Origin of the sequence: Bacillus sp. FSL W8-0223 (assembly GCF_038006805.1) — a bacterium.
Taxonomy (GTDB): Bacteria; Bacillota; Bacilli; order Bacillales; family DSM-4216; genus Bacillus_O; species Bacillus_O smithii.
Genome location: NZ_JBBOVX010000001.1, coordinates 2700193 through 2723112 on the forward strand (window position 1 = coordinate 2700193; position 22920 = coordinate 2723112).

Below are 22920 nucleotides of genomic sequence, written 5' to 3' on the forward strand. Positions count from 1 at the left end.
ACAAAGCAAAAAAACTTTACGGGATTTTCCTTATGGCTCATGATCGCCAATCATTCCCAGGGATCCATCTCACTATATTACTCGCTCATTTTCATTGGAACTTAAACATTCTTCTTTTGTGTTCATGCTTGGCTTCCAATTGAATCTGAATCGTCTTATCCTTTCATCGCTTATTTCATGATGAAAGCAGCCACCTTTCTAGCAGAAAGGTGGCTGTTTTGCCACTTATACGATCATTTTCTGTCAAATTGATAAAAAGATTAATCAAATGTGATTTTATTGACAGCCTCGCGGTCGAGACGAAGAATCACTTCTCCAATCAACTTCACAGCATTTTCATAATCATCTCGATGCAGAAGCGCGGCATGGGAATGAATATAACGGGTCGCGATCGTAACCGATAACGTCGGTACTCCTTGTCCGGTAAGATGAATCGATCCGGAATCGGTGCCGCCGCCGGCAATGGCATCAAATTGATAAGGGATATTTAATTCATCTGCTACATTGGTGACAAAATCGCGCAATCCTTTATGGGAGACCATGGAAGCATCGTATAAAATGATTTGCGGTCCTTTTCCCATTTTGCTTTGTGCTTCTTTTTCCGAAACGCCCGGAGTGTCTCCGGCAATGCCGACATCAACACCGAAAGCAATATCGGGCTGGATTTTTTGAGCGGCTGTTTTCGCACCGCGCAAACCTACTTCTTCTTGTACCGTACCTACTCCATACACGATATTTTCATGTTTTTTATCTTTTAAATATTTTAGCACTCCTATGGCAATGGCAAGGCCGATGCGATTATCCCAAGCTTTGGCAAGAAGCATTTTTTCATTGTTCATCACGGTGAATTCAAAATAAGGAACCACCATATCTCCGGGGCGAACCCCCCACTCCATTGCTTCTTCGCGGCTTGAGGCGCCAATATCAATAAACATGTCTTTGATTTCGACCGGTTTTTTCCTCGCTTCCGGCGATAAAATATGCGGCGGTTTGGACCCGATAATGCCGGTAATGTCGCCTTTATTTGTCACTACCGTCACCCGTTGGGCAAGCATGACTTGGGACCACCAGCCACCGACTGTTTGAAAGCGCAAAAAACCTTTCTCGTCAATTTGCGTCACCATAAAACCGACTTCATCTAAGTGGCCCGCAACCATAATTTTAGGGCCTTTCTCGTTTCCCACTTTTTTCGCAATTAAGCTTCCAAGATGATCAGTGGTAATTTCATCCGATAATGGCTCTATGTATTTTCTCATGACTTCGCGTACTTCCCGTTCATTTCCCGGGATCCCTTTCGCGTCAGTCAGCTCTTTTAGCATAATTAACGTTTCATCCAATTTCGGCATGAGACGCCCTCCTTTTTCATAAGCTTTATTCTTTAAATTATATAGAAAAATGGAAAACAATACAAAACTTTTACCTAATATCCTTCGCGCTGCCTTTTATAATTTACTTCATTTTTCTCAATGTATGCACGTTCTATATCTTCTGTTGAAAAGCCTAACATGTTTGCCAACAGAACGTATTCCTCCCACGCTTTTTCATAAGAAGACAATGTTTTTTCCTTTTTCAGATGATGGAAAGCTTCGTAAACTGCCAGAAATTGGTCCGTTAAATCATTGGAAGTAGAAGTGGGATCCTTGATTTGTGTAAAAGAATCAAACTTGAGCTCCAAGCCGATCGATAGCAGAAAATGAATCCCGTCTACATATTCTTCTAAAATGATCTCTTTTTCACTCGGCCCTTTTTTGCTCCAAAATTTAAAACATCTCGTCTCATTTGCAAGCTCTCCCAATTCGACTAAAAGGGCAAGCAGTTTGTGGCTGAGCAAGTTTTCATTCGCGACATGATTTTCTTGTTCAATGTATTCGTCCAGAGCTCTTTGCATGTCATATAATTTTGACAGGTTCATCGTCTGACCCCTTTCTTTTTCTCTTCTTCGCCATTATATCAAAGAAGTGAGTCTGGCAGCATTTTCGTTTCCAAGCGGAAAGATTGTCTTCTATCCATAGAACAAACGAAAAAGGCTTCATTAAGGGCAACATTCGACATTTTGTCGGTAAAAACAATAACAATCGAGTAGGAGGGAGCGATTAACTCCCGTCCTCTCACACCACCGTACGTACGGTTCCGTATACGGCGGTTCAATTAAGATAATTGACGCAAGTCTTTATAACTTCCGTGAATAGCTGTTCTCTTTATGCCAGTGGTCACTCCACCCTCCAAGAGGTCTCCCACGGGATTCACCGCTTCCTCCCTCAAGTGAGGTACTACGTTTTCTGTGTTCATCATGACTCACTGAATACCAAGGGCTATTCTCTCTTAATTGTTCGGTCCTTCTTAGTTGTTCTAGACCAACTAATACTATGACCTCTGCTGACTTCTGACGGTTCAGCTACTTATCACTAAGTAGGTTATGAAGAGTACTTCACATATCCGCCAGACCTCCCCGGGTAAGTACATGCACTTTCACACCATCTATCCGCCTCATTTACTCGATATGACCTTCGACAGAAAGAGCTTTGTTTTGTTATGCAAACTCACTCAATCATACCTAGCCTTATATGAGGTTCGTGTTCCTCGGACCGGTGTTTTGCCTCCAGCTTCCTTCAGATTCCGCGTCACCACGGACACCCTTGCTCTTGGCTAACCTCTACTTCTGTCTTCGGGGTTCGGGACTTACACCCTATAGTTCATGTACATGCCGGGCGCACATAAACAAAACACCCATTCTTTTTTCAGAATGGGTGTTGAATGTTTTTTTCTTATTTTTGAAGTTGTGCTTTAGCAGTATCCGCTAATTGAGCAAATGCTTTTTCATCGTTTACTGCAAGGTCAGCTAGCATTTTGCGGTTTACTTCAATGCCGGCAAGTTTTAAGCCATGCATTAAACGGCTGTAAGAAAGTCCGTTCAATCTTGCAGCAGCGTTGATACGCGTAATCCATAGCTTACGGAAGTCGCGTTTTCTTTGACGACGATCCCGGTAAGCATACATATAGGATTTCATTACTTGTTGATTAGCAACTTTATATAAAGTGTGCTTTGCACCATAATAACCTTTTGCCAGTTTTAGAATTTTTTTGCGACGTTTGCGAGTTACTGTACCGCCTTTTACGCGTGCCATATTATTTCCCTCCTAAAAATTCTTGTCAATCTTATTTAAGGTTGTCAAGCATATGACGAATCCGTTTAAAATCTCCGCTTGATACAATAGCAGATTTGCGAAGTTTCCGTTTTTGTTTCGTAGATTTATTTGCAAATAAGTGGCTAGTGTAAGCATGAGAACGTTTTAATTTCCCAGAACCAGTCTTTTTGAAACGCTTTGCAGCGCCGCGGTGAGTTTTCATTTTTGGCATTGTGAATTCCTCCTATCAAGTTGTTACTTTTCAGATTTTGGCGCCAGAACAATAAACATGCTTCTGCCGTCCATTTTCGGCTTAGTTTCGACTGTCGCCACATCATCGCAGGCTTCAGCAAAACGATCAAGCACCTTTTGTCCCAGCTCTTTATGCGTGATGGCGCGCCCTTTAAAACGAATGGACGCTTTCACTTTATCGCCCTTTTCTAAAAACTTGCGGGCATTGCGAAGCTTCGTATTAAAATCATGTTCTTCAATCGTCGGGCTTAGGCGCACTTCCTTGACGTTGATAACCTTTTGTTTCTTGCGGGCTTCTTTCTCTTTTTTCTGCTGCTCAAATTTGTACTTGCCGTAATCCATAATTCGGGCAACAGGCGGTTTGGCATTAGGGGCAACCAAGACTAAGTCGAGATTGGCGCGGGCCGCAATTTCCAAAGCTTCATTTTTTGATTTAATGCCCAATTGCTCGCCGTTTTGGTCGATGAGACGGACTTCACGAGAACGAATGCCCTCGTTTACGATCATGTCTTTGCTAATAATGAGCCACCTCCAAAAATTTTTCAGGGAATACACCTTGCAAAAACAAGCTACAGAAAGGGCTTAGGAGTCGGGAAAGCATAAAAAAATGCGGGTATACAGAAAACCCGCATAAAAATGGATCAAGCCATATGATTTCGATTGACTCCGTTTAACCTGCCAACAGCTTATAGGCGTCAGTTCAGGTGAGAAGCGGGCTTGCTTCTGCTTGTTCTTCACGTGTATTCTATTCCATTGTCGCTTCAAAATATATCATATCTTTAAATATTGGTCAAATTATTTACAAATCAATCACGAACTCCATAATAACAAAGACCTTTCACAAAAGCAAGCTTTTTTCAAACAAACAAGAAAAAACGCTCAACTAGAGCTTATGTCGAAGCGGAGGATGCTCCGCTTCGTTTGATGCCATTATTTAGCTGAACGTCGGCTAACCTCTTCTTTAATCATTTGAACGAATTGCTCAAACGGGATGGTTTCAGATTGTTTTTCACCGTATTTGCGGACGTTAACGGTTTTGTTTTCGATTTCTTGATCGCCGACTACGAGCATATACGGAATTTTATGGACTTGCGCTTCCCGAATTTTATAGCCTACTTTTTCATCACGGTCGTCTATTTCCGCACGAATTCCTTCTGCCCGAAGTTTTTCTTGAACGGTTTTAGCATATTCAAAATGCGCATCAGCCGCAACCGGAATCACTTTTACTTGGACAGGTGCGAGCCAAGTTGGGAATGCCCCTTTGTATTCTTCTATTAAAAAGGCGACAAAGCGCTCCATCGTTGAAACGACGCCGCGGTGGATGACAACAGGTCGATGCGGCTTGCCGTCTTCCCCGACATATGTTAAATCAAAGCGTTCCGGCAGCAAGAAATCGAGCTGAACAGTAGAAAGAGTTTCATCTTTGCCTAGTGCAGTTCGAACTTGGACATCCAATTTCGGACCATAGAAAGCAGCTTCTCCTTCTGCTTCATAATAATCCAGACCAAGCTCATCCATTGCTTCCTTCAGCATGCCTTGGGCTTTTTCCCACATTTCGTCATCATCATAATATTTTTCTGTATCCTCAGGGTCGCGGTACGACAGCCGGAAAGAATACTCATTCAGGCCGAAATCTTTATAAACTTCAAGAATGAGGCGAACGACACGTTTAAATTCATCTTTAATTTGATCAGGGCGGACGAAAATATGAGCGTCATTCAATGTCATTCCGCGCACGCGCTGTAAACCGCTCAGCGCACCTGAAAGTTCATAGCGATGCATCGTTCCAAGTTCCGCAATCCGGATCGGCAACTCTCGATAACTGTGAATGCCGTTTTTGAAAATCATCATATGATGAGGACAGTTCATCGGACGAAGGACTAACTCTTCATTGTCCATTTTCATGACAGGAAACATATTTTCTTGATAATGATCCCAGTGTCCGCTTGTTTTATAAAGATCCACACTGCCTAACACAGGAGTGTATACATGCTGGTAGCCCAGACTTTCTTCCTTGTCTACAATATAGCGCTCTATTACGCGTCGGATCGTCGCACCGTTAGGAAGCCACAACGGTAAGCCTTGTCCCACTTTTTGGGAATTCATAAACAGATCCAATTCTTTACCTAGCTTGCGGTGATCGCGTTCTTTCGCTTCTTCCAACATTTGAAGATGATGTTCCAAATCTTCTTTTTTGAAAAAGGCAGTTCCATAAATACGCTGCAGCATTTTATTGTTGCTGTCACCGCGCCAGTACGCTCCGGCAATGCTTAAGAGTTTAAATTCTTTGATTTTCCCGGTGGAAGGAACATGGACACCGCGACAGAGATCAAAAAATTCCCCTTGTTCATAAATGGTAACCGTTTCTCCTTCCGGAATGGCATCAATTAACTCTAGTTTATACTCATCGCCAATTTCTTCGTAAATTCGTTTCGCTTCTTCCCGTGTGACTTCTTTGCGGACAATCTCCAAGTTTTCTTTCACAATTTTCTTCATTTCTTTTTCAATTTTTGGCAAGTCTTCAGGAGTCAGCAGCTCTTCCAAATCGACATCGTAATAGAATCCGTCTTCGATAACAGGGCCAACGCCTAATTTCACATTTTTATATAGTCGTTTAATCGCTTGCGCCATTAAGTGTGCTGTGCTATGGCGAAGAATATCCAGCGCTTCCTTCTGATCAGGAGTAATGATTTCAATAGCACCGCTCGTTTTGATCGGTGTACGCAAATCCAAATGCTTCCCGTTCAGCTTGCCGGCGATGGCTTTCTTTTTGAGTCCAGGGCTGATGGAAGCGGCGATCTCTTCCGTTGTAATTCCTTCTGGAAACTCCTTTACAGCCCCATCAGGAAATGTAATTTTCAACATGTTTGACATTTGTCCATTCACTCCTTATTCCCATGATATTTTTTACTAGGATGATTCCATGTACCGTATTCATTCTCGTTCATACGGGACGAATGAACGGAGAACATCGGCTTGCTCCTACATTCATTATCCGCGATTTGACTTTTATCCATATCAAGCCGGTGAAAAACGTTCGTCATCAGGCTCAAGCGCCAAAAGATTTTTTTGGCCAACAAAAAACCCCGTCCCTCTCATGAGGGGCGAGGTTGTTCATCGCGGTTCCACCCTGCTTTCCCGAATTTTTGCCGTTATGACTGCAAAAATTCGGCTCCAGATCAGATAACGGCTGCGGCCGTCAAGCCAATACTGAGCAATCTTATTGCCGTTCCTGGCTGCGGTTTAAAGGCGGTAAGCATTCCATTCGTGTTGGAAAAGTTTCAGCCTCGCTTTTCCTCTCTGATAAACCGTAATAGAACGCTCATGTCCTTATCATTACCTTGTGCAGTATGTTCTTGTATGTACAATATTATAGGGGTTTTTCCCGACAAAATCAAGATCTGGATGGTAAATTATTAATTGGCGGCATCTTTTGATCCAATCTTCCATTGCTCTTCCCAAAATTGACGAGCAGGAAGCAAGGTCACTCTCTCTTCAAAAATATTTTGAATCGTTCTGGAAAGCCCTGATTCCCCTTCATCCGTATACAGTCGGATGTGGCCGGGGGCAAGCGATAATAACGGCACCAATGTAAAGCAATCTACCGTCAGCGGACGGTTCACTAATAACCGTTTATCCAAAACTCTTAATAAATCATCTTGATGGAGCCTTTGAAAGCTTTCATCGTAAAAGATCGGTTCGTTTTCGTGTAAATACACTCTTAACATGGGGATTTGCTGTTCTTTCTTCCGCAAAAATTCTCGTTGCATATGAATGAATACTTGATATTCCTGCTCCATTTTAAATTCATCAATAGCCAGTTCCACGTATTTGCCCACTCGATCCCAAAACGGTTTAAGCCGAAATTTAGCGAATCCTTCAAAATGAACATGGGACTCATTCTCCGGCAAAGAAAGAAAAGAATCCCGCAAGAACGGTACTTCAGGAAACTCTTCCAGCAGTTGGATCAGTTCCTTTCTTTCACCGGAAAACATCTCGCAAATAATCTCCAGAATTCGTTGGCTTTCTTCTTTATCCTTGTACCAATAAGACGTTTCTAATAATTGTTTTGCCCATTGGATTCGTTTCCATTCCAACATAAATTCTATAAACACCGTGCAAATCGAACTCGAATTCCATGTCTTTTGCGGATGGCGAACGAAATACGGAGCGGTTGAAAATCGCTTTTGCTGCAGCTCAACTTTCACATGATTCTTTTTCGAGAACTCGCTCCATTTGAAAGCATCAAGCTGGTTGGAAAATAAAATTTCAATCAAGATGGCCCCCCCTTGTCCGTAAACTTTATATTTCATATATATGGGGGACCCAATGGTTTTAGAATAGACTTTCTTGCTTTGATGTTAGTACCAAATAGACAGAGCTTTGTTTTGGACATTCATTCCTTTCATAAGCATATCTAGCGAGGGGTATAGTTCATTTAGAAAAAAAGAAACCACAAGAAGGAAAGCTCCTTTGCAGCTTGTGGCTTTAAGAAGATGATTATTTGAGAGAGGAAACAAAGCTTGCATCGTTTCTTTTAAAGAGAGATGCCTACGCTTGTCAAAAAATCGTTCCTACCTTTCTCTTCTATTAGGACCATCCAATTTTACAGCGATGGTCAAAAATTTGATTCGTTCCATAATTCTGGCGGCCTTCAACTTCTCTTCTTCTCCTCTTTGCGAATGAGAAAAATGAAACTCCAGTTCATCATAATCAAAATTGGAGCTGAAAAAAGTAGGCAGTCTTTCCAAGCTGCGGTATTGAAGAATGGGGCCCAGAATATCATCTCGCATCCAGCTGGACACGGATTCTGCACCGACATCGTCCAGCATAAGAACCGGTGTTTTTTTAATCATATCGAGTTTTTCATTGATGGAATGGTCGTTTAATGACTGCTTCATTTCTCTTACAAACTCAGGAAAATAAACAATATACGAGGGAACACCGACATTTGCCAACTCGTTGGCGATTGCTCCTAATAAATAAGATTTTCCAACGCCAAAATGCCCGTACAAATATAAACCCCTCTGTTGCTTTTGAGTATGATAGCCCGCAACAAATTCTTCGGCATATTTGAGCGCTTTAATTCTCCCAGGAGTATTGAAATCGAACGTCTCAAATGAAGCCTTCAACACTTCTTTCGGAACATAGATGCTTTGAATCAATTTTTCTGTTTTCCGCTGCTCATCAAAGATGATTTTTCTTTGGCAGCGTCTGTATTCGATATCAATACTGCCCTTTCGCATGACCAGCACAGGTTCATACCCCTGCATCATATTTCTGCATTGGCTTAAATCGGGGCAGCCTTGACAACCTTTACTTTGGGTTATATATTCATATAATTTTCCTAAACTTTTATCCAAAACTTCCGAGTCCACTTCGTCTCGATGCTTTTCCAAAAAGTCGGAAACATCCGGATTTCCCAAGATATCCTTGCGCACCGCCTGGTATCTTTTGTGAAAATCGGGCGAACTAAGCCGTTTTAGCGAATCTTGGATACGTTTCATTTATGTTCACCTCCCGCCGTTTTTCTTTTCTTTAATTTTTCTTCCAACTTCCGTTTTTCCGCCTCAAAGTCAAAATCTTCGTCCTCTTCCTTCGAGGCTGATTTTTTCGATTCGTATTCTTGAAACCAATCAGGCAGCTTTTCGATACGGACGGGCTTTTTTTTCATTTGGTTCGTTTGGTTCGTTGTCTTTTTCTGATTCGCCCACTCCAAATATTGGCGATGCTCTTTTTTGGCCAATTCCAACGCTTCTTTTACCGTCTTTATCTTCTTTCGTGCCCAATGTGCGGCCACTTTCTCCAAGTAAGCCTTTGACAATTTCATATCTGTTTTTAACAATACGTATTGGATCAAAACATTAACGACACCCGGCGAGAGCTTTTGCTGGAACATAATCTCTTCAATCGCCTGCAAATCAGCTTTAGAAGGCATACTTCCCGATATGTCAATCAACAGCTGTCGTGGAGAAGTCGTTTCCAAGTATACAATCAGTTCATCTTCAGGGCTGTCTCCTTTTGTTTGGCTTCGCAATACGGGAGGCTGCACTAAATCCACTAGTTCCGGAAGTTCAGGATTTACCTTTAACTGGTACCAATCTCTGGCTGATTTTCGTAATTGATCAATATCCACCTCATCGTTCTCATCCAATGCGCTTAAAAGAATATTCTTCATTTCCAATTCATTGATGCCATATAGATGGGATAACTTCAAAATCGTTTCTTTCACTTGCGGAGTAAGCGTTTGTTTCGGCACCATGACACTTTTCAATCCGCTTTCCAAAAGCTGAAAATCGAATTGTTCGTCATTCAGTGTAAGTCCGGGATTTTCCGGTCTTTTTAAAAATTCTTCCCCCGTTTCAGATTGGCTATCGGAAAGTGCTTCCGAATCCATAACGGCAGACGGCGAAGAAGAGAACACCTCCGGCCATGATCTTGTCACTTCTTTATAAGATTCATGTTCAATCGTTTCATTTGAAAAAAATTTCTTCAATCGCAAAAATTGAGAACGACCGATTTTGCGATATAAAAAGACGTTCAGCATCCCATCTTGAAAAAACTGTTCCGGCGTCAGCGGCGGCAATAACTCATAAATATAGCTTCGGGAGTCTCCCATTTCTTTTACATATGTTTTTAACAATCCGATTCCTTCTAATTTTAATCGTTCATGATAAATCGTTTTTAAATTCATATTTAAAAAATTCATCAACCCATAATGATTGGAAGTTTTGGACCAAAGCCGATTTTCCTCCGCTTGGGCCCAAAGCGTCATATATAAACTAAAACAAGCAGAGCCGATTAACGGTTGATACAGAAAGGTAAGAATTTTTCGATCGGTGTCATGAAGGATTCCGCTTAATTTGACCGAATACTCATCCACTGGTTGCAATTCATTCCAAAACGGTTTCATTTTAATCGAACCTTTCTAAACTCATTCATGTTTACGTACAGGAATTATGCGTATCTGGGGTCTCTTTTAGCTGCAGGCCGAAACGGAATGTATGCACGAGGCTAGAAGAAAAAAAGCCAGAGATTTGTTCAAACTCCAGCTTTTTATTTTTCTTTTTTGATCAGTTCTTTCAATTCTTCTAAAAATACATTTATATCCTTGAATTGACGATAAACGGAAGCAAAGCGGACATATGAGACTTCATCCACTTTCGCCAAACGATCCATCACCATTTCACCGATTTTCTCTGAATGAACTTCTGATACACCTTCATTTCGGATTTCTTTTTCGATATCGAGCGTGATCTGTTCCAGCTGCTCAAGAGAGACCGGACGCTTCTCGCAAGCTTTAATGAGACCGCGTAATATTTTTTCTCGGCTGAATTCTTCCCGAGTATTTTCTTTTTTGATCACGATCAGCGGCAGCTCTTCCACACGTTCAAACGTGGTAAATCGATAGGAACAGCTTTCGCATTCGCGCCTTCTGCGTATCGATCTTCCTTCATCGACCGGCCTTGAATCCACCACGCGGGTGCCGTTGTGCTGACATGCTGGACATCTCATAAAATCACTCCGTCTCATCTCAATATTCCCGCATTCTACCTAGAATGATTATATAATAATGGAGTTTTTGAACGCAATTTTTCTTTCAAAAGAAGCGACATTGCCAGAGATAAGTAAAAGGGTGCATGATTGCCATGCACCCTTGAATTTTACAATGCTTTTATATTTTGAGACTTCACTTGTACCGGGCCCATCCCTCTCGGCAATTCAATGGTTTCACGAGTCTGGGCACCTAATGCTTCAGCTATATAATCAGCAGCAATATTCGGATTCAAATCGCCGCATGTATAAACGTCAATGCTTGCATATCCGTGCTCTGGGAAGCTATGAATCGTTAAATGTGATTCTGATATAATCACTACCCCGCTTACGCCTTGAGGAGCAAATTTATGAAATGCTACCTCTCTGATTTCTGCACCAGATTTCAATGCGGCTTCCACGAAGATTTTTTCAATTTGTTCCACATCGTTCAGTTTTTCAAATTCACAGCCCCAAAGTTCAGAAATGACATGACGACCCATTGTTTCCATTGATCGTTTCCCCCTTTTACAAAATTTTTTTCGATCAAAAGAATATTTTTAAAAGTTTTATAACTACCACGGGGGAAAGTTAGTCCGAAGAGGTCCTAACCCTTTAAGTAGTTATGATTCCATTATAAGAAGTTCACGAATCATAGTATACTTGGTTTAATATCTTTTTGCAATAATGTTTTTGTCGAATGCAGGCAAAAATCGTTTGTACCGTTAAGAAGGACCAACCCGGTTAAATAAAAAAGCTCCATATGGCATGATTTTCAGTCTCAATGGGATAGAACCTTTCGCTGGATTAAGCTCATCCATATCACAATAAAGCTAAACGTATCCCATAAAAAAAGAGGCTGACTTTATAGGTCGCCCCTCTCCTAAGCACAAAGAGGGAGCCTGGCCCAGTCAACCTCTGTAAAACAACAGTTTCTAGCTGGAAAACATATGCGAAGCTATGGTGCATCTTGTTAAACACGAAAACTAGCTTTTTTCAGTTTTTACGTTTCAACCAATTTTCATTTCAGCTTTTTTTTCCATTTCTTGCGCGACAAAAGTGGCCAACTCCACTACACGGCAGGAATAACCCCATTCATTGTCATACCAAGCCAACACTTTTGCCTTTTTTCCGCCGATGACGATCGTGGATAATCCATCGATTATGGCAGAACGTGAATCGGTATTAAAATCGATGGAAACAAGCGGTTCGGTAGTGAATCCAAGTTTTCCTTTTAAAGGACCTTGGCTGGCGGCAATAAACGCTTGATTAATTTCATCGGCCGTAACTTCCCGTCGCAAATCCACCACTAAATCCACTAAAGACACGTTCGGAGTCGGCACGCGCAGCGCCATCCCATGCAGTTTTCCTTTCAATTGCGGCAGCACAAGCGCCAGCGCTTTAGCCGCCCCTGTAGTGGTCGGTATGATGGACTGGCCGCAGCTGCGGGCTCTTCGCAAATCTTTGTGAGGATTATCAATATTTTTCTGATCATTTGTATAAGCATGAACGGTTGTCATCAACCCATTTTCGATGCCGAATTCTTCATCCAGCACTTTCGCTACCGGCGCCAGACAGTTGGTGGTACAAGAAGCATTGGAAATAATATGATGCTTTTCTATGTTTAAATCGCTTTCATTCACGCCCATGACAATCGTAACATCCTCATTTTTGCCGGGCGCCGTCAAAATGACTTTTTTCGCTCCGGCCTCAAGGTGAAGAGACGCTTTTTCACGGGAATTAAATTTGCCAGTTGCTTCAATCACGATATCTATTTGAAGATCTCCCCAAGGAAGCTCTGCTGGATTTCGGTTGTTTAATAATTGAATTTTTTTGTTGTTGACAATAATGGCGTTGTCTTCTGCTTCGACCTCTCCTTCAAACTTTCCATGATTGGAGTCATATTTAATGAGATGAGCTAAAGTAGCAGCAGGGTAGCTTGCATTAATGGCTACAATATCTAATTTTTCTTCTAAAATGGCTCTTCGTAAAAACATCCTTCCTATGCGGCCAAAGCCATTGATTGCTATTCTCGCCTTCATCATTCCGGCTCCTCCTATATGTTATACTTTTAAGGGAATTAACTAAAATTAGTATAACATATTTCATTTTTAATGGAATGATTATTTTGCATATTTTTTTGACCATCCCTTTTTATACCATCACAAAAGTTCACCATGCTATCCATAAAACAAAAAGGCTGTCCAATCTTCAGACAGCCTTTTGTTTACGGGCGGAGGGCCCATATTTCGATGATATGTTCCAACTGTTTTTTTGTTTCGGTAATGGTCCCATTGTTATTGATCACTGCATCCGCTTTACTGGCTTTTTCTTCAAGAGGCATTTGTGCCGAGATTCGAATCTCGGCAGCCTCTTTATCTAAACCGTTTCGTTTCATCAGTCGTTGAAGCTGTATGTTTTCATCTACATAGACCACGATGGTTTTATCCACCATCCATGTCAGTCCGCTTTCAAAAAGAAGCGGAATATCTAAAAAAATCGTTTGCTTTCCATTCCGAATGGCCTGCTCTTTTTCCAAAAGCATCTGTTTTCGAACAGCCGGATGTACAATAGCGTTCAGTTGAAGTCTTTTCTGCTCGTCGCGAAATACGAGGTCGCCAAGCTTAGGTCGGTTAATTTCCCCATTCTCCAACAGAATGTCTTTTCCGAATGTCTCCACTATTTTTTTATAAGCCTCTTCTCCAGGTTGAACGACAATCCTTGCGGCAACGTCGGCATCAATCACTGTAAAGCCCTTTTCTTTCAAAAGACTTGATACCGTGCTTTTTCCACTGGCGATGCCGCCGGTTAAACCGATAATGGCAGCCATTTACGTCCCCCCTTTTCCATTCTTGTCATCGTATGAAAGATACTAGGTCTCTTTTAACCAATTTTCCAAAATCCAATTAACATTAACAGCAATCCGGGGAGATACGTTAATCTTTGCACCCATTGCCTCTTGGAAAATACGGACCCCATCTTCAGCCCGGCAGAAACAAATATTAGACTCATAATGGCAACGGATGCGGATAAAAAAACGGGAGAATAGCCAAGCATGGCCGCTCCCAATCCGGCTCCGAAAGCATCAAGGGATAAAGCAATTCCAAGCATGACCGCTTCCAGGCCCGTAATCGTTCCCGATCGATCAAAATCCGCTTTTGTCGGCGTCTTTAAAATACTAATCACTAAACCGACGGACTTTAATTCCAATTTAAAAATCATCTTTTCATGCGGAAGCTCTTCTTCATCTTTTTGATGGCTGCGAAAAAGCGGAAAAAGCGCCCATGCTCCCAAACCGATCAAAATAATGCCGCCAATCAGCGATGCCAAATGCGGGGACAATATCTGGCCGAATAAGCGGCCGATCATCATTGCCAGCAGCAAAGCCACACCTGAACAGCAAGAAAGAATCACGACAGACTTCAAAGGGAGTTTCATTTGTTTGATGCCGTAGGCAAGTCCCGTACTGAAATTATCAAGACTAACCGCAAACGCAAGTAAGAGTAAAGAAAAGAATGATCCCATTTGTGCAATCTCCTTCCTATCTGCCTGAAAATAATATATGGAAGGAGCTCGCCCATTGTTCATTCGTTTTCAAACGGCCGACAATGTCAATGCTGACAGTTTGAGCAAAAATGTGTGCCGCGGCCAGCGACTTTTATTTTTTCAATAGGACGCCCACAGATCCGGCAAGGCTCCCCGTTTCTCGCATACACGAACAGTTGCAGCTGGTACGTCCCTTTCTTTCCTTGTGAATTCACATACGAGCGGACCGTGCTTCCGCCTTTATCGATGGCCTCTTTCAACGTAGTGATGATCTCCGCTCTTAGCTTTTCTATTTCCTTATCATTCAAATCCTGTGCTTTCCGCTCCGGATGAATCCCGGAACGAAACAACACTTCATCGACATAAATATTGCCGAGTCCAACCACTACTTTTTGATCCAGCAGAACAGCTTTAATCAATCTGCTGGTTTTTTTCAGTTGTTCTTTTAAAAAGGCGAATGTGAATGCATCAGAAAAAGGCTCCGGACCTAAGTGCGATAAAGGAGGAGCAAAAAATTCTTCTCCCTTTGGAAACAAATGAAACGTTCCAAATTTCCGTACATCTCTGTACAACAGATGCGTACCGTCAGTAAAGTGGAACACTAAATGGGTATGAGGATCCGGCTCTATCTTTTCTTCCACACGATAGCGACCTTCCATCCGCAAATGCGATACAACAGAATAGTCATCAAAATGGAAAATCAAGAATTTCCCTCGTCTGGATATATCATGGATCGTCTGTCCGTTCAACGTTTTTCGAAAAGTGTCTGCGTCTGTATTTTGAATCATTTTCGGCCAACGGATCGTCACGTCTTTTATCGTTTTCCTCGTGGTTAAAGGAAGCAATGTTCGCCGAACGATTTCTACTTCCGGCATTTCAGGCAAAACCTATCACCTCCAAACCGCCTATTTAGCATCATACCAAGTGGGGCCATAGGCATAATCCACTTTTAGCGGAACTTTCAATTCAACCGCATGTTCCATTACATCTGGTACGATTTTTTTCATCGTTTCTATCTCATCGGGAGGAACTTCAAAAATCAATTCATCATGCACTTGAAGAAGCATTCTCGATTTAAGCTGTTCTTTCTTCAATCGTTCTGCCATATCAATCATTGCTTTTTTAATAATATCAGCAGCGCTTCCTTGTATTGGCGTATTCATGGCCGTCCGCTCTGCAAAGCTGCGTACATTGAAATTTCGGCTTGTAATCTCCGGCAAATATCGTCTTCTATGAAGCAATGTGGTTACATAACCTTTTCGTTTCGCTTCTCTAACAATCTCATCCATATATTCTTTTACATCCGGATAAGAAGCAAAATAACGTTCAATAAACTGACCGGCTTCCTTTCTCGTAATCCCTAAATTTTGTGAGAGTCCATAATCGCTGATTCCATAGACAATCCCAAAATTAACGGCTTTCGCCTGTCTCCTCATATTGGATGTCACTTCTTCTTTTTGTACATGAAAAACATCCATGGCCGTTTTGGTGTGGATATCCATATCCTCTCGGAAGGCTTCAATAAGCTTTTGATCACCGGATATATGAGCGAGAACCCGCAATTCGATTTGTGAATAATCCGCTGAAAAGATGACCCAATCTTTTTCAGACGGGACAAAAGCTTGGCGGATTTTCCTTCCTTCTTCGAGTCTGATCGGGATGTTTTGCAAATTAGGATCTGCGGAACTCAGTCTGCCTGTCTGTGTAAGAGCTTGATTAAAGCGAGTATGCACTTTATGAGTATTTTGGTGAACGACTTTCAACAGCCCATCTATATAAGTGGATTGCAATTTTCCTAGCTGGCGGTACTCCAAAATGTAGCGAACGATTTCATGACTGCTTTCCAATTTTTCCAATACATCGGCGGATGTGGAATAACCTGTTTTCGTTTTCTTTATCACCGGCAGCCCCATTTTTTCAAATAAAATATGCCCTAGTTGTTTAGGAGAGTTAATGTTAAACTCTTGTCCGGCCAATTCATAGATTTCCTTTTCGATTTCCTGCAGCCTGTTGTGAAGTTCGTCACCCATTTCTGTCAACCGATCCACGTCCACCTTTACGCCTGTCCATTCCATATCGGCCAAAATCAAAGCAAGCGGCATTTCTAAATCGTAAAAAAGAGAGAGCTGATCATTTTCTTTCAGAACATCTCGACATGTTTCCGCCAATTTAGTAAGCCCCACCGCTTTTCTTGCAATATGCTCCTCATAAATTTCTCTGTCCGGGAGCTTTAATTTCGCCCCTTTTCCGTAGACCGCTTCGTCGGATTGCACTTCATTAAAACCATGAAGCTTAGCTACATCGGCAAAATCGGAAGGGGATTCAGACGGGTTAATTAAATAAGAAGCTAGCAGTAAATCAAATTCAATCCCTTTCAGTTCAATTCCATGCCTCCGCAAGGCAATAACCGTACGCTTAGCATCAAACACCGTTTTCTTTTTCGTTTCGTCTTCAGCCCATTTTTTAAAAACAGGAGATTTTAAAGTTGATTCTGTCGGCAAATAAAAAATTCCTTTTTCATTTTGAACAGCCATACCGACAATGTCGCTAATGAAATAATTTTCACCAATCATCTCTAAATAAAAAGAATTTTCCTGTTCGAACAAATCCTCCGTGATTTCTTCGACAGTTTGATACTCCAATTTTTCTAATGGCTGCACTTCTGTTTCCTGAGTTTGATCTATTTTCTCCAGCAGAGACTGGAATCCAAGTTCCTTATAAATGCTCTGAACTTTTTCCCAGTCCGGTCCTTGATACTCAAGTTCTTCAACCGTAATCCCTAAAGGAGCATCTCTTTTAATGGTTGCTAGTTCTTTGCTCATTAAAGCTTGTTGTTTATGTTCTTGAAGCCGTTCTTTTAGCTTTTTTCCGCTGATTTCATCAATAGAATCGACTACCTTTTCAACGGTTTCAAATTCTTTTAACAGTTTAATCGCCGTTTTTTCGCCGATTCCAGGGACTCCAGGAATATTATCCGAAGAGTCTCCCATCAAACCTTTCATGTCGATAATTTGTTGAGGGGTAAGACCGTATTTTTCTTTTACATGTTCCGGAGTGTATTCTTCAATATCGGTAATTCCCTTTCGACAGAGACAAACCGTTGTTTTCTCCGAAGCCAATTGGGTCAAATCTTTGTCTCCGCTGTAAATTTTGATTTCAAAATCTTTTTTCTCCGCTTCTAATGAAAGGGTACCAATGATATCATCCGCTTCATAATTTTCTAGTTCAAATTGCGGAATGTGAAAAGACTTTAATAAATCGCGGATAAACGGAAATTGTTCCGATAGTTCCGGAGGCGTTTTTTGCCTGCCGCCTTTATATTCCTTGAATGTTTCATGTCGAAAAGTCGTTTTGCCGGCATCAAATGCCACCAACATATGGGTTGGCTTTTCTTCCTCTAATATTTTGTTCAGCATCATCGTAAAGCCGTAAATCGCATTGGTGTGAATACCTTTTTCATTATTTAATAACGGAAGGGCGAAAAAAGCACGGTATGCAATGTTGTTTCCATCTATCAAAATCAGTTTCTTCTTCACTAGGCAACCTCCCTTTGTCTTCTCCTACTTGTTATTCTACCATGCAAAGAACCGAAAAGAAAAAAGCGGTTTTCCACCCGCTTTTTCTTTATGGAGGCCCCTTCGATCATGAAAATGCGCCATTTCTCACTAATCGGGTACCAAGGACGTTCCACCATTTAACAAAACTATTTTATATGACAAAAGCTTGTTTTCCAATTGGATTCAATGAGCTGATTTCAAGCGGAGAGATCTATCAGAGGGCGATAAGCGGCCGTCCATCCTTTTTACGATCTTTATGACTTTTATAATGAAATCCGGATAGCAGCTTTTGTTAAACTAATTGTTTATTTTGGCTCTTCAAATTTATAGCCGATTCCTCTGATGGTCTTAATATATTGGGGTTTTTTCGTATTATTTTCGATTTTTTCACGCAAATGGCTAATATGAACATCTACAATTCGCGTATCGCCGGCAAAATCATAATTCCAAACCGCATTTAGAAGCTGGTCTCTTGATAAAACTCGGCCTTTGTTTTTAATTAAATATAGGAGCAGCTCAAATTCTTTTGGCGTCAATTCCAAAAGTTGATCTTTATAATAAGCCTCGTACAGATGTTGATAAATGGTCACATCGCCGACTTGCAGAAAATCAGGTTCTTGCGACTGTTCACTTTGTGGTTCCGTAAGAAACTGCTGTCTTCTTAAGATCGCTTTCACCCTGGCCATCAATTCACGAGGGCTGAATGGCTTCGTCATATAATCATCAGCACCAAGTTCCAATCCAAGAACTTTATCCACTTCTTCATCTTTGGCGGTCAACATCAAAATGGGGGTCATGATTTTTTGCTGTCGAAGCTGTTTGCAAACCTCCATGCCATCCAATTTTGGAAGCATCCAATCCAATATAATCAAATCCGGTTTCTCATTGAATACTTTTTGCAGAGCCTCTTCACCGTCATACGCAGAACTTGTTTGGAACCCCGCTTGCTCTAAATTATATTGGATCAATGTAACGATAGATGATTCATCATCGACAATCAAAATGTTTTTTTTCATGGATATGAATCCCGCCCTCTTTTCATTTTTGCTTCTTCTCTTCCATTATATTAGTAATCGTTCGCTGTCAAAAGCTCTTTTCACGATTATTTGCAAGAGATAAAGGGATTGATTGAAAAAAGGCAAAAAGAAAAGCTCTATGAGAACGATTCGGTAAACGATCGCGCTTCATAGAGCTTTTCCTAACGAATGAAAGTTTATACTAAAGAAGCCATGACGTTGCGTACGGAATCTGCCGATTTAGCTAGTGCAGCTTTTTCTTCTTCCGTCAGCTCCAATTCGATCACTTTTTCAATTCCGTTTGCGCCAAGAATGGTCGGAACTCCAAGATAGATTCCTTCAAATCCGTATTCACCCTCTAAATAGGCAATGGCCGGAAGAATGCGGCGTTGGTCTTTCACGATGGCTTCCACCATTTCTACCAAAGAGGCTGCAGGTGCGTAATAAGCAGACCCATTGCCAAGGAGATTGACAATTTCACCGCCGCCTTTGCGAGTGCGTTCCACAATGGCATCTAAGCGATCTTTCGGAATTAACGTTTCAAGCGGAATTCCCCCGGCATAAGAGTAGCGCACAAGCGGAACCATATCGTCGCCATGCCCGCCCAGAACAAAACCAGTGACATCTTTTACGGAAACATTCAATTCCTGCGCGACAAAAGTACGGAAACGAGCAGTATCGAGCACCCCTGATTGACCAATGACACGGTTTTTAGGGAATCCGGATTCTTTAAAAACCGTATATGTCATGGCATCGACAGGATTTGTCAGCACAATGATGTAGCAGTTTGGAGAATATTTCACCACTTCTTTCGTAACGGCTTTCATTATCTTTTGGTTTGTTTGTACAAGATCATCGCGGCTCATACCAGGCTTACGGGCAATTCCAGCTGTGATGACCACAACGTCTGAATCTTTTGTTTCTTCGTAATTGGAAGTACCCGTAATATTGGCATCGAACCCTTGGACAGGACTAGCTTCCAGCATATCTAAAGCTTTCCCTTTTGTAGGATTTTCCATGTTAGGAATATCGACCAAAACGACATCTCCAAGTTCTTTTTGAGCAAGTAAAAACGCTGTAGTTGCTCCCGTAAAACCGCCACCGATTACAGAGATTTTTTTACGCTTCAACGCCAAGAGAAGTTCCTCCTTATTATGGATTTATATAAAGAAGCAGGCTCTCAACGATTTAAGAGCCCGACTTCTATCCAACAAATGGACATTATTCCATATTCGCAATTAATTGTGACCCAAATTCGGATGTTTTGACTTCTTTAGCCCCTTCCATCAAGCGCGCAAAATCATATGTGACCACTTTGGAAGCAATGGTCTTTTCCATCGATTTGACAATTAAGTTGGCCGCTTCATTCCAACCTAAATGTTCAAGCATTAATACGCCGGACAAAATAACGGATGATGGATTCACCTTGTCCAAATTAGCATATTTTGGAGCCGTACCATGTGTTGCTTCAAAAATAGCATGTCCAGTTTCATAGTTAATATTAGCCCCTGGAGCAATACCGATTCCGCCTACTTGAGCAGCAAGAGCATCAGAAATGTAGTCTCCATTTAAATTCATAGTGGCCACTACATCAAATTCACGCGGACGTGTTAAAATTTGTTGCAAGAAAATATCCGCAATCGCATCTTTTACAATAATTTTTCCGGCTGCTTCTGCCTCTTGTTGAGCTTTATTGGCAGCTTCTGTTCCTTGTTCTTCTTTGATGCGGTCATATTGAGCCCACGTGAATACTTTATCGCCGAATTCTTCTTCCGCCAATTCGTATCCCCAATTTTTGAAGGCACCTTCTGTAAACTTCATAATATTTCCTTTATGTACTAATGTAACAGATTTTCTGCCTTCTTTAATTGCATAGTTAATAGCCGCTCTTATAAGACGCTTAGATCCTTCTTCCGAAACCGGTTTAATGCCGATTCCAGAAGTTTCTGGGAAGCGGATTTTTTTGACGCCCATTTCATTTTGAAGAAAATCAATGACTTTTTTCACTTCAGGAGTGCCTTTTTGATATTCAATTCCAGCGTAAATATCTTCCGTATTTTCACGGAAAATGACCATATCGGTATCTTGCGGGCGTTTTACCGGTGAAGGTACTCCTTCAAAATAACGTACTGGACGCAGGCACACAAAAAGATCGAGTTCTTGTCGTAAAGCAACATTTAAAGAACGAATTCCACCGCCTACCGGAGTTGTTAAAGGCCCTTTAATCGCAATGAGATATTCTCGGATGACATCCAATGTTTCTTGCGGAAGCCATTCACCTGTTTTATTGAAAGCTTTTTCGCCGGCATATACTTCTTTCCAAACGATTTTTCTTTCGCCTTTATAAGCTTTTTCCACCGCCGCATCTAAAACGCGTGAAGCTGCTCTCCAAATATCAGGGCCTGTTCCATCCCCTTCAATAAATGGAATAATCGGATTATTAGGTACTTTTAAAACTCCGTTCTGTACTGTGATTTTTTCCCCTTGTGACATGCTCTTATACCTCCAATTTCAGAATCAAAGGTTAGAAGCCATCTGCATCTAACCTTTGTGCAACTATTCTTATTACACCAATAATTCGCGCATTTGTAAACAATAGATTCACGAACTTGCTTTCCCCAAGCAAGCGCTACCAATCGTTCAACGAACGACGTTAAACCACTTATAGCCTGTTATCAACGATCTTCCAGCGGAACATACACTTGTTTGGAAGGACCGATGTATTCAGCCCGCGGACGAATTAAACGGTTGTTGTCATACTGTTCTAATATATGGGCAATCCATCCTGAAACACGGCTGACGGCAAAGATTGGCGTGAAAAGATCATGATCAATTCCCAAGCTGTGGTAAACAGATGCAGAATAGAAATCGACATTCGGCGGCAAACCTTTTTCAGACGTCACAATTTCTTCAATTCGAGTAGAGATTTCAAACCACTTTGGTTCTCCTCTGAGAGCTGTTAATTTTCGGGACATTTCTTTTAAATGTTTTGCACGAGGGTCACCTTTGCGGTATACTCTGTGACCAAATCCCATTATCTTTTCTTTGTTGGCCAGTTTTTTCCGAATATATGGTTCCACGTTTTCAACGGAATCGATTTCCGTCAACATTTTCATTACTTGCTCGTTTGCACCGCCATGAAGAGGTCCTTTTAAAGCACCGATCGCTGAGGTAATACCAGAATAAATATCTGACAAGGTGGCTACACATACACGCGCAGTAAAAGTAGAAGCATTCAATTCATGGTCGGCATGTAAAATCAATGCTTTATTAAATGCTTCTTCTTCAATACTTTCCGGTTCTTTTCCGTTCAGCATGTAAAGAAAATTCGCTGCAAAGCTTAAATTTTTGTTTGGCGGAATTGGTTCAAGCCCTTTACGAATGCGGGCAAATGTTGTGACCAATGCAGGCATTTTTGCTTGCAGACGGATTGCTTTTCGATAATTCGCTTCCTCGCTCATATCGTCAGCTTCTTCGTCATACAATCCTAAAAAAGATACTGCAGTGCGAAGCGCGGCCATGGGATGGACTTTATCAATTGGATACATTTTAAAATGGTCAATAATTTCTGGAGGAATTTCATAGTTTTCAGAAAGCTGATTTTTTAATTCGTCTAATTCCGTTTTTGTCGGCAAACGGCGATGCCACAGCAGATATATCACTTCTTCAAACGAAGCATTTTCCGCTAAGTCATCAATGTTATAACCCACATATGTAAGGGTATCATCAATAATAGAACTTACAGAAGTAGAAGCGGCAACTACTCCTTCCAGACCACGAGTTGCAGTCATACCCATCTCTCCTTTGTCTTAAATTTCCCCATTACCCACTTTTTTTGCAAATAATGAATAAATAGTAAAAAAATTTTCTTATGCGCTCGCTTATTTGCGG

Annotated in this window: 20 protein-coding genes and 1 other annotated feature; all 20 genes read right to left on the reverse strand. The window is 41.4% G+C overall.

Annotated features, from left to right (window positions below):
- Nucleotides 1-260: 260 nt before the first annotated feature.
- Nucleotides 261-1346 (reverse strand): M42 family metallopeptidase, encoded by a 1086-nt coding sequence (locus NST81_RS13050; protein WP_003355594.1) that lies wholly within the window; start codon nt 1344-1346, stop codon nt 261-263.
- 74 nt (nt 1347-1420) lie between these two features.
- On the reverse strand, nt 1421-1912 hold the full coding sequence (locus NST81_RS13055; protein ID WP_003355595.1) for a dUTP diphosphatase: 492 nt from the start codon (nt 1910-1912) through the stop codon (nt 1421-1423).
- Between the two features lie 853 nt (nt 1913-2765).
- Entirely contained in the window at nt 2766-3125 is a 360-nt protein-coding gene (gene rplT / locus NST81_RS13060; protein WP_003355596.1) for a 50S ribosomal protein L20, read from the reverse strand.
- A gap of 31 nt (nt 3126-3156) precedes the next feature.
- A complete protein-coding gene (rpmI, locus tag NST81_RS13065) occupies nt 3157-3357 on the reverse strand; it encodes a 50S ribosomal protein L35 (protein ID WP_048623805.1) in 201 nt (66 codons plus the stop codon).
- Nucleotides 3358-3380: 23 nt separating this feature from the next.
- Nucleotides 3381-3899 (reverse strand): translation initiation factor IF-3, encoded by a 519-nt coding sequence (gene infC / locus NST81_RS13070; RefSeq protein ID WP_169799153.1) that lies wholly within the window; start codon nt 3897-3899, stop codon nt 3381-3383.
- A 73-nt stretch (nt 3900-3972) separates the two neighbouring features.
- Nucleotides 3973-4112: a sequence feature (ribosomal protein L20 leader region), on the reverse strand.
- Nucleotides 4113-4307: 195 nt separating this feature from the next.
- Nucleotides 4308-6251, reverse strand: coding sequence for a threonine--tRNA ligase (gene thrS, locus NST81_RS13075; RefSeq protein WP_341030057.1), 1944 nt, complete (start codon nt 6249-6251; stop codon nt 4308-4310).
- Between the two features lie 542 nt (nt 6252-6793).
- Nucleotides 6794-7654, reverse strand: a complete 861-nt coding sequence (locus NST81_RS13080) for a putative sporulation protein YtxC (RefSeq protein ID WP_048623808.1) — start codon at nt 7652-7654, stop codon at nt 6794-6796.
- Between the two features lie 297 nt (nt 7655-7951).
- A complete protein-coding gene (dnaI, locus tag NST81_RS13085; RefSeq protein WP_003355602.1) occupies nt 7952-8884 on the reverse strand; it encodes a primosomal protein DnaI in 933 nt (310 codons plus the stop codon).
- Nucleotides 8881-10290 (reverse strand): replication initiation and membrane attachment family protein, encoded by a 1410-nt coding sequence (locus NST81_RS13090; protein ID WP_048623809.1) that lies wholly within the window; start codon nt 10288-10290, stop codon nt 8881-8883. The genes dnaI and NST81_RS13090 overlap by 4 nt, the downstream gene beginning before the upstream one ends.
- A 143-nt stretch (nt 10291-10433) precedes the next feature.
- Entirely contained in the window at nt 10434-10892 is a 459-nt protein-coding gene (gene nrdR / locus NST81_RS13095; RefSeq protein ID WP_003355604.1) for a transcriptional regulator NrdR, read from the reverse strand.
- A gap of 149 nt (nt 10893-11041) precedes the next feature.
- Nucleotides 11042-11422 (reverse strand): adenosylmethionine decarboxylase, encoded by a 381-nt coding sequence (speD, locus tag NST81_RS13100; protein WP_003355605.1) that lies wholly within the window; start codon nt 11420-11422, stop codon nt 11042-11044.
- 498 nt (nt 11423-11920) lie between these two features.
- On the reverse strand, nt 11921-12952 hold the full coding sequence (locus NST81_RS13105; protein ID WP_040342004.1) for a glyceraldehyde-3-phosphate dehydrogenase: 1032 nt from the start codon (nt 12950-12952) through the stop codon (nt 11921-11923).
- 185 nt (nt 12953-13137) lie between these two features.
- Nucleotides 13138-13740 carry a dephospho-CoA kinase gene (coaE, locus tag NST81_RS13110; protein WP_003355608.1) on the reverse strand — a complete coding sequence of 201 codons (603 nt, stop codon included), beginning with the start codon at nt 13738-13740 and terminating at the stop codon, nt 13138-13140.
- 53 nt (nt 13741-13793) lie between these two features.
- Nucleotides 13794-14498: a sporulation membrane protein YtaF gene (gene ytaF, locus NST81_RS13115; RefSeq protein ID WP_255287949.1), complete on the reverse strand. Its 705-nt coding sequence runs from the start codon at nt 14496-14498 to the stop codon at nt 13794-13796.
- A 23-nt stretch (nt 14499-14521) separates the two neighbouring features.
- Complete coding sequence (gene mutM / locus NST81_RS13120) at nt 14522-15340, reverse strand: DNA-formamidopyrimidine glycosylase (RefSeq protein ID WP_003355610.1); 819 nt, start codon at nt 15338-15340, stop codon at nt 14522-14524.
- Between the two features lie 21 nt (nt 15341-15361).
- Nucleotides 15362-17992, reverse strand: a complete 2631-nt coding sequence (gene polA / locus NST81_RS13125; RefSeq protein WP_003355611.1) for a DNA polymerase I — start codon at nt 17990-17992, stop codon at nt 15362-15364.
- A gap of 326 nt (nt 17993-18318) precedes the next feature.
- The gene (locus NST81_RS13130; RefSeq protein ID WP_003355612.1) at nt 18319-19029 is read right to left on the reverse strand and encodes a response regulator transcription factor; all 711 of its coding nucleotides are present in this window, start codon (nt 19027-19029) and stop codon (nt 18319-18321) included.
- 197 nt (nt 19030-19226) lie between these two features.
- Nucleotides 19227-20165, reverse strand: a complete 939-nt coding sequence (gene mdh / locus NST81_RS13135) for a malate dehydrogenase (RefSeq protein ID WP_003355613.1) — start codon at nt 20163-20165, stop codon at nt 19227-19229.
- A gap of 85 nt (nt 20166-20250) precedes the next feature.
- On the reverse strand, nt 20251-21522 hold the full coding sequence (gene icd, locus NST81_RS13140) for an NADP-dependent isocitrate dehydrogenase (protein ID WP_048623814.1): 1272 nt from the start codon (nt 21520-21522) through the stop codon (nt 20251-20253).
- A 182-nt stretch (nt 21523-21704) separates the two neighbouring features.
- Nucleotides 21705-22820, reverse strand: coding sequence for a citrate synthase (gene citZ / locus NST81_RS13145; protein WP_327824337.1), 1116 nt, complete (start codon nt 22818-22820; stop codon nt 21705-21707).
- Nucleotides 22821-22920 lie beyond the last annotated feature (100 nt).

What these genes read in the sequence shown, in the direction of transcription:
- NST81_RS13050 (WP_003355594.1), bottom strand. Translation starts at nt 1,346, where the DNA reads ATGCCGAAATTGGATGAAACGTTAATTATGCTAAAAGAGCTGACTGAC.
- NST81_RS13055 (WP_003355595.1), bottom strand. Translation starts at nt 1,912, where the DNA reads ATGAACCTGTCAAAATTATATGACATGCAAAGAGCTCTGGACGAATAC.
- rplT (WP_003355596.1), bottom strand. Translation starts at nt 3,125, where the DNA reads ATGGCACGCGTAAAAGGCGGTACAGTAACTCGCAAACGTCGCAAAAAA.
- rpmI (WP_048623805.1), bottom strand. Translation starts at nt 3,357, where the DNA reads ATGCCAAAAATGAAAACTCACCGCGGCGCTGCAAAGCGTTTCAAAAAG.
- thrS (WP_341030057.1), bottom strand. Translation starts at nt 6,251, where the DNA reads ATGTCAAACATGTTGAAAATTACATTTCCTGATGGGGCTGTAAAGGAG.
- dnaI (WP_003355602.1), bottom strand. Translation starts at nt 8,884, where the DNA reads ATGAAACGTATCCAAGATTCGCTAAAACGGCTTAGTTCGCCCGATTTT.
- NST81_RS13090 (WP_048623809.1), bottom strand. Translation starts at nt 10,290, where the DNA reads ATGAAACCGTTTTGGAATGAATTGCAACCAGTGGATGAGTATTCGGTC.
- nrdR (WP_003355604.1), bottom strand. Translation starts at nt 10,892, where the DNA reads ATGAGATGTCCAGCATGTCAGCACAACGGCACCCGCGTGGTGGATTCA.
- speD (WP_003355605.1), bottom strand. Translation starts at nt 11,422, where the DNA reads ATGGAAACAATGGGTCGTCATGTCATTTCTGAACTTTGGGGCTGTGAA.
- NST81_RS13105 (WP_040342004.1), bottom strand. Translation starts at nt 12,952, where the DNA reads ATGAAGGCGAGAATAGCAATCAATGGCTTTGGCCGCATAGGAAGGATG.
- coaE (WP_003355608.1), bottom strand. Translation starts at nt 13,740, where the DNA reads ATGGCTGCCATTATCGGTTTAACCGGCGGCATCGCCAGTGGAAAAAGC.
- ytaF (WP_255287949.1), bottom strand. Translation starts at nt 14,498, where the DNA reads ATGAACAATGGGCGAGCTCCTTCCATATATTATTTTCAGGCAGATAGG.
- NST81_RS13130 (WP_003355612.1), bottom strand. Translation starts at nt 19,029, where the DNA reads ATGAAAAAAAACATTTTGATTGTCGATGATGAATCATCTATCGTTACA.
- icd (WP_048623814.1), bottom strand. Translation starts at nt 21,522, where the DNA reads ATGTCACAAGGGGAAAAAATCACAGTACAGAACGGAGTTTTAAAAGTA.
- citZ (WP_327824337.1), bottom strand. Translation starts at nt 22,820, where the DNA reads ATGACTGCAACTCGTGGTCTGGAAGGAGTAGTTGCCGCTTCTACTTCT.